This window comes from Corallococcus sp. CA047B (assembly GCF_003612065.1).
GTDB lineage: Bacteria > Myxococcota > Myxococcia > Myxococcales > Myxococcaceae > Corallococcus > Corallococcus praedator.
Window position 1 is genome coordinate 1 of record NZ_RAWD01000462.1, and the last position, 5,794, is coordinate 5,794.

Consider the following 5,794-nt stretch of genomic DNA (forward strand, 5'->3'; position numbering starts at 1 on the left):
TCGAAGGACTCGCCGGGGTGGGGGACGCGCTGCGCATCGGCAGTGGTCCCTGGCCCTTGATGGCGACGGCGCTGAAGGCGCTCAAGGAGGCGCTGTGATGCGAGTGACCCTGTTCGACTATGGCGCTGGAAATCTGCACTCGCTGGCGAAGGCCCTGGCCACCGCGCCGGACGTGGACGTGCGGGTGCAGGAGGATCCGCTGCGTGCGCTCGACACCGATATGCTGGTGCTGCCGGGCGTGGGCGCGTTCGGCGCGGCGGCGGCGCGGCTGGCCCCGGGACGCGAGGCGATGCGGCGCGCCCTGGACGCGGGCCTGCCGTGCCTGGGCATCTGCCTGGGCATGCAGTTGCTCTTCGATGAGAGCGACGAGGGCGCGGGCCAGGGGCTGGGCTACTTCCAGGGGCGGGTGACCCGGCTGACGGCGCGGCAGGTTCCGCAGATTGGGTGGAACGACGTGGAGGAGGACCGGGCGCTGGCGTCCGCGAAGCTGGCCTCCGTGTACTTCGCGCACAGCTATGTCTGTCGCGCAGTGGATCCGGCGGACGTCGTGGGCTGGACGACCCACGAGGAGGATCGGTTCCCAGCGTCGGTGCGGCGCGGGAAGGTGCTGGGCGTGCAGTTCCACCCGGAGAAGTCCTCCCAGGCGGGCGTGCGCTTCGTGCAGGCGTTCCTGAAGGAGGTGGCCCCGTGATCGCCATTCCGGCCATCGACTTGAGGGAAGGTGCGTGCGTGCAGTTGGTGGGCGGCTCCTATGAAGCGGAGCGCGTGCGCGTGGATGATCCGCTGGAGGCACTGAAGCAGTGGCTGGCCCTGGGCTTCCGCACGTTCCATGTCGTGGACCTGGACGCGGCGCTGGGCAAGGGGTCCAACGCGGACGTCGTGACGCGGCTGGTGTCTCATGCCCCGGGGCTCACCTTCACGGTGGGCGGCGGCGTGCGTGATGGCTCGCGCGTGGAGGCGGTGCTCGCGGGCGGGGCGTCCTCGGTCGTCGTCGGCACCCGCGCCATCGAGGACCTCGCGTGGCTCAGCGAAGTCACGGAGCGCTTCCCGGGACGCGTGGTGGTGGCCGCGGACGTGAAGGGCCGTGAGGTGGTGACGCGCGGCTGGACGTCGGGCAGTGCCCGGGACATCCGCGACGTGCTGTCCGCGCTGGAGCCGCTGCCGCTGGGCGGGATGCTCGTCACGGCGGTGCACAAGGAGGGGCAGCTGGGAGGCGTGGACCTGCCCTTGATGGAAGAGGTGGCTCGCACGAGCCGGCACCGGCTCTACGCGTCCGGAGGCGTGACGACCCTGGAGGACCTGCGGGCGCTCGCGAAGGTGGGCGCGCACGGGGCGGTGGTGGGCATGGCGCTGTACACGGGACGGCTGGACGCGCGCGCGGTCGCGCAGGAGTTCGCGCAATGAGCACGGGAACGAACACCCGGGTCGTCCGGGAGACGAAGGAAACGAAGGTCACGGTGGAGCTGGCGCGGGGCTCGGGCGTGGCCCGGGTGGACACGGGCCTGAAGTTCTTCGACCACATGCTCTCCACCTTCGCGCGCTACGCGGGATTGGACCTGACGCTGCACGCGCGGGGCGACCTGCGCCACCACCTGATGGAGGACGTGGCCATCACCCTGGGCACCGCCGTGCAACGCGTGGTGCCAGCCACGGCGGCGCGCTATGGCGAGCGCACCGTGCCCATGGACGACGCGCTGGTGCAGGCGTGCCTGGACGCGGGCGGGCGCTTCTACTACCGGGGCCCGTTGAAGAACCGGCTGTACGAGCACTGGATGCGCTCGTTCTGCGAGCACTCGCGCATCACGCTGCACCTGCGCGTCCTGCGTGGCCGGGACAGCCACCACCTCACCGAAGCGGCCTTCAAGGCGCTGGGGCTCGCGCTTCGGGACGCGATGGTGGACTCCGGCGTCGTCTTCAGCATGAAGGGCAGTGTCTCCCTGGAGGTGACGTGATGCTCAGCCGACGGCTCATCGTCTGCCTGGATGTGAAGGGCGGACGCGTGGTGAAGGGCGTCCAGTTCGAGGGCCTGCGCGACGTGGGGGACCCCGTGGAACTGGCGCTGCGCTACGAGGAAGAGGGCGCGGACGAGGTGACGTTCCTGGACATCTCCGCGAGCGCGGAGGAGCGCGAGACGCTGTGGGACCTGGTCCAGCGCACCGCGGAGCGCCTGTTCATCCCGCTCACGGTGGGCGGAGGCGTGCGCACGGTGGACGACGTGGGCCGGGCACTTCGGGCCGGAGCGGACAAGGTGAGCATCAACTCCGCGGCGGTGGCCACGCCCGAACTGCTCACCGGCTGCGCGGAGCGCTTCGGCGCCCAGTGCGTGGTGGCGAGCATCGACGCGAAGCGGGACGGGGCGCGCTACCGCGTCTACACGCACGGCGGACGGCGCCCCACCGACCTGGACGCAGTGGCCTGGGCGAGGGAGTGCGTCCGACGCGGAGCAGGGGAGGTGCTGCTCACCAGCATCGACCGTGACGGCGCTCGCACGGGCTACGACCTGGGCCTGACGCGCGAGGTGGCGGACGCCGTGAACGTGCCCGTCATCGCTTCCGGCGGAGCGGGCCGAGCGGAGCACGTGCGCGAGGCCCTGACCCTGGGCGGAGCGGACGCAGCCCTGGTGGCGGGCATCCTCCACGACGGCCTCACCACGGTCGGCGCCCTCAAATCCCTGCTGCGCGACAGCGGCCTTCCCATCCGGAGCACGACATGAATGTGGATTCCCGAGACCTGATGGAGGCCGCTGGCGACGTGGCGCGCAAGGCCGGTGACGTGGCGCTGGGCTTCTTCCGAAGCGGCATCGCCGTGGACACCAAGAGCGACGGCACCCCCGTGACGGTGGCGGATCGCACCGCCGAATGGACCGCTCGCCAGTGGCTGGAGGAGCGCTTCCCGGATGACGGCCTCCTGGGCGAGGAGTTCGGTGAGACGCGGCCCGGCGCGAAGCGCCGCTGGATCCTCGATCCCATCGACGGAACGAAGACCTTCATCCGAGGCGTCCCCCTGTGGGGCACGCTGGTGGCGGTGGCGGAAGGCGAGCGCATCCTCGCGGGCGCGGCGTACTTCCCGGCCGTCAACGAAATGCTCGTCGCATCCCCGGGCCTCGGCTGCTTCTGGAACGGGACCGCCGCACGCGTGTCGTCCCAGGCCGAGCTGTCCCAGGCCGTGGTGCTGATCACCGACGAGCGCTTCCTCCAGAACCCCACGAAGGGCGCGGCCTGGCGCGAACTGTCGCGGCAGGCGTCCCTCTCCCGCACCTGGGGCGACTGCTACGGCTACCTGCTCGTCGCCACCGGGCGCGCGGAGGCCATGGTGGACGAAGGCCTGTCGCCCTGGGACGCGGCGGCGCTGCAACCCATCATCGAGGAGGCGGGGGGCGTGTTCACCGACTGGAAGGGTCAGCGCACGGCGTTCGGCGGCGACGGCATCGCCACCAACGCGGCGCTCGCGGCGCGCGTGCGCGAAGTGCTGGGCGCGGGAGGCAGACCGTGAAGCTGGACGTGGCGGCGTTGAACTTCGACAAGGGACAGGGGCTCGTCACAGTGGTGACGCAGGACGCGCGCACCGGCGACGTCCTCATGGTGGCGCACGCGGATCGCGAGGCCCTGGAGCTCACGCTCGCCACCGGCGAGATGCACTACCGCTCCCGCACGCGCGGCCTCTGGCACAAGGGCGCCACCAGCGGAAACACCCAGAAGGTCGTGTCCCTGCGCGCGGACTGCGACGGCGACGCGGTGCTCGCTCGCGTGGAGAAGGCCGGTCCCGCGTGTCACACCGGCGATGAGACCTGCTTCGGTGAAGGCCGCTGGGATGCGCTCGCGCACCTGGACGCGACGCTCGCCCAGCGCGTGGCCACGCCCTCAACGGAAGGGGAGAAGCCGAGCTACACGCGGCGGCTGCTGGAGGACCGCAACCTGCGCCTGAAGAAGCTGGGCGAAGAGGCCGCGGAATTGGTGACGGCCTGCGCGGATGCGGATCCACACCGGGCCGCCGAGGAAGCAGCCGACGTGCTCTACCACGTGCTCGTCGCCATCCGTCCGCTGGGGCTCACCCTGGAAGACGTGAAAGCCGTGCTGGCCGCCCGCGCACGTCCCGCGCAGCGCTGATCAGCCCGAAAAACGGGGCGTGTCGGTTGCGACCCAGGCGGAGTTGTCCAGCTGTACTGCAGCTGGACAGCGTGGCTGGCACACAGGCGCGCCAAAGGTACAGGAGTGTGTCCGCTACTCTTCAACCGCCCTTGCGATCCTGGTACAGAATCCGGCCTGCGGCGCGGGCCGCGCCAGACGAGGCGCCCCAGTTCTCAGCGTTCGCTTCACCGGAGGATTCGTGACTTCCACGTACCAATCCGAACTCATCGACCGCGTGTTCTTCTCTCGTTGGCACAACCCGCCGACGAAGGACGACGTCGCGGCCATCATGGCGCAGATGGAGGAGGCGACCCAGCGGCTGGGAACGAACGTTCTGTACATCGCCTCCATCAGCCCCAAGGCCAAGGTTCCGGACGCGACCGAGCGCGCGCACCTGAACCAGATGGTGGCCGAGGGCCGGCGGTTCTGTGAGCAGTCCTGGCTGGTGTACGAGGGCACGGACCTGCAGCACAACCTCCAGCGAGTCATCATCTCGGGCGTGCTCATCCTCACGCGCACGTTCGACAACTACCTGTCGGTCGCCAAGTCGGCGGACGCCATCGTCAAGGACGTCTCTACCGCGTTGAAGCGCGACGCGTCCGGCATCTTCAAGACTGCGCGCGAGCGCGGCCTCATCGCCTGAGTCCCACGCGAGCGACGTCGGACCCCCGCTCCGACGCCGCGTGATTGCTGGCGCCCGCGCTACCGGGCGCCGATGATTTCCAGCTCCTTCAGTTCCACGCCCGGCCGCTCCGGTAGGACGCTCACCGCGTCCACGTCGAGCAGCGGAACGGCGGGCTTGCAGATCTCCCATCGCCCCGTCCCGCGAAAGCGGCAGACGGTGGGATCGACGTGGAAGGCCCCGCCCTCGCTGTCCCTGCGTCCCACGCCCTGCGGCGTGCGGATGATGGCGCGCAGCGTGCCCGGCCCCGTGGCGCGCACCTGGAACGACACCATGTGCTTCAGCGACGGCGCGTAGCCCAGCCGCAGCACGCCCTCTGTTCCGCCACTGCCCGTGCCCACCGGCAGCTTCACGCCTGACAGCTCGTCCTTATCGAACGCCCGGAACGCGTCCCCCGGACCGCCCGTCTGATCCGGTTCGATGGGCCCTGTCTCCACCGTGCGTCCGGTGAACAGCGACGCGAGCCGGGGCGCCCGCGCGCCCTGCTGCACCGCCGCCGCGTTCAGGAGCGGCGCGGGCAGCTGCTCCGTCTTCACGCACGTGGGCGCCAGCTCCTCCAGCAGCGCCAGGAGGGGCGGCTCCACATCCGGCCCCGACAGGGCGGCGGGCCCCACGGCCAGGCGGGCGAGGTCCTGGCAGGCGGTGACCATCGCCGCCCCCGAGTGCTCCAGGCTCCAGCGGATCAGCTCCAGGTCCTGCCTGCCGCGACGTGCCGCCTCCTGCAACGCGCGCGTCACGGCCGACGCGCAGGGGTTGTCCTGGGGCGCGCAGCGCTCGCACAGCGTTTCGAGCATCTTCCGGGGCGTTGTCTCCCCTTCGAAGTTCAGCGTGGCGTAGGGGAACAGGCCGGCACTCCGCGCGCAGGCCGCGGCGGGCGGGGTGGGACAGTCGTCAACCTGACGGAGCATCCCGAACCAGCCGAGGCTGGCCTCGCCTTTCGTGGGGGGAGGGGACGCGAGGACGTTCGCCAGCTCCGCGTCCAGGC

Annotated in this window: 8 protein-coding genes; 7 read left to right on the forward strand and 1 reads right to left on the reverse strand. The window is 70.9% G+C overall.

Translation table 11 applies throughout. From position 1 onward, the window contains the following. The first annotated feature begins 97 nt into the window (after positions 1–97). From hisH to D7X74_RS38860, 7 genes are all read left to right on the forward strand, one after another. Entirely contained in the window at positions 98–691 is a 594-nt protein-coding gene (gene hisH / locus D7X74_RS38830; RefSeq protein ID WP_120537992.1) for an imidazole glycerol phosphate synthase subunit HisH, read from the forward strand. Next, positions 688–1,404: a HisA/HisF-related TIM barrel protein gene (locus D7X74_RS38835; protein ID WP_120537993.1), complete on the forward strand. Its 717-nt coding sequence runs from the start codon at positions 688–690 to the stop codon at positions 1,402–1,404. The genes hisH and D7X74_RS38835 overlap by 4 nt, the downstream gene beginning before the upstream one ends. Continuing rightward, entirely contained in the window at positions 1,401–1,952 is a 552-nt protein-coding gene (locus D7X74_RS38840) for an imidazoleglycerol-phosphate dehydratase (protein WP_120537994.1), read from the forward strand. The genes D7X74_RS38835 and D7X74_RS38840 overlap by 4 nt, the downstream gene beginning before the upstream one ends. Then, complete coding sequence (gene hisF, locus D7X74_RS38845) at positions 1,949–2,713, forward strand: imidazole glycerol phosphate synthase subunit HisF (RefSeq protein WP_370450859.1); 765 nt, start codon at positions 1,949–1,951, stop codon at positions 2,711–2,713. Before D7X74_RS38840 ends, hisF begins: the two co-directional genes overlap by 4 nt. Then, complete coding sequence (hisN, locus tag D7X74_RS38850) at positions 2,710–3,492, forward strand: histidinol-phosphatase (protein WP_120537996.1); 783 nt, start codon at positions 2,710–2,712, stop codon at positions 3,490–3,492. The genes hisF and hisN overlap by 4 nt, the downstream gene beginning before the upstream one ends. Next, on the forward strand, positions 3,489–4,106 hold the full coding sequence (gene hisIE, locus D7X74_RS38855; protein ID WP_120537997.1) for a bifunctional phosphoribosyl-AMP cyclohydrolase/phosphoribosyl-ATP diphosphatase HisIE: 618 nt from the start codon (positions 3,489–3,491) through the stop codon (positions 4,104–4,106). The genes hisN and hisIE overlap by 4 nt, the downstream gene beginning before the upstream one ends. 220 nt (positions 4,107–4,326) lie before the next feature. Then, positions 4,327–4,770, forward strand: a complete 444-nt coding sequence (locus D7X74_RS38860) for a DofB protein (RefSeq protein ID WP_120537998.1) — start codon at positions 4,327–4,329, stop codon at positions 4,768–4,770. 59 nt (positions 4,771–4,829) lie between these two features. Here D7X74_RS38860 and D7X74_RS38865 read toward each other — a convergent pair. Beyond that, positions 4,830–5,794: hypothetical protein (locus D7X74_RS38865; protein WP_120537999.1), on the reverse strand; the 965-nt coding region annotated here is incomplete at its 5' end.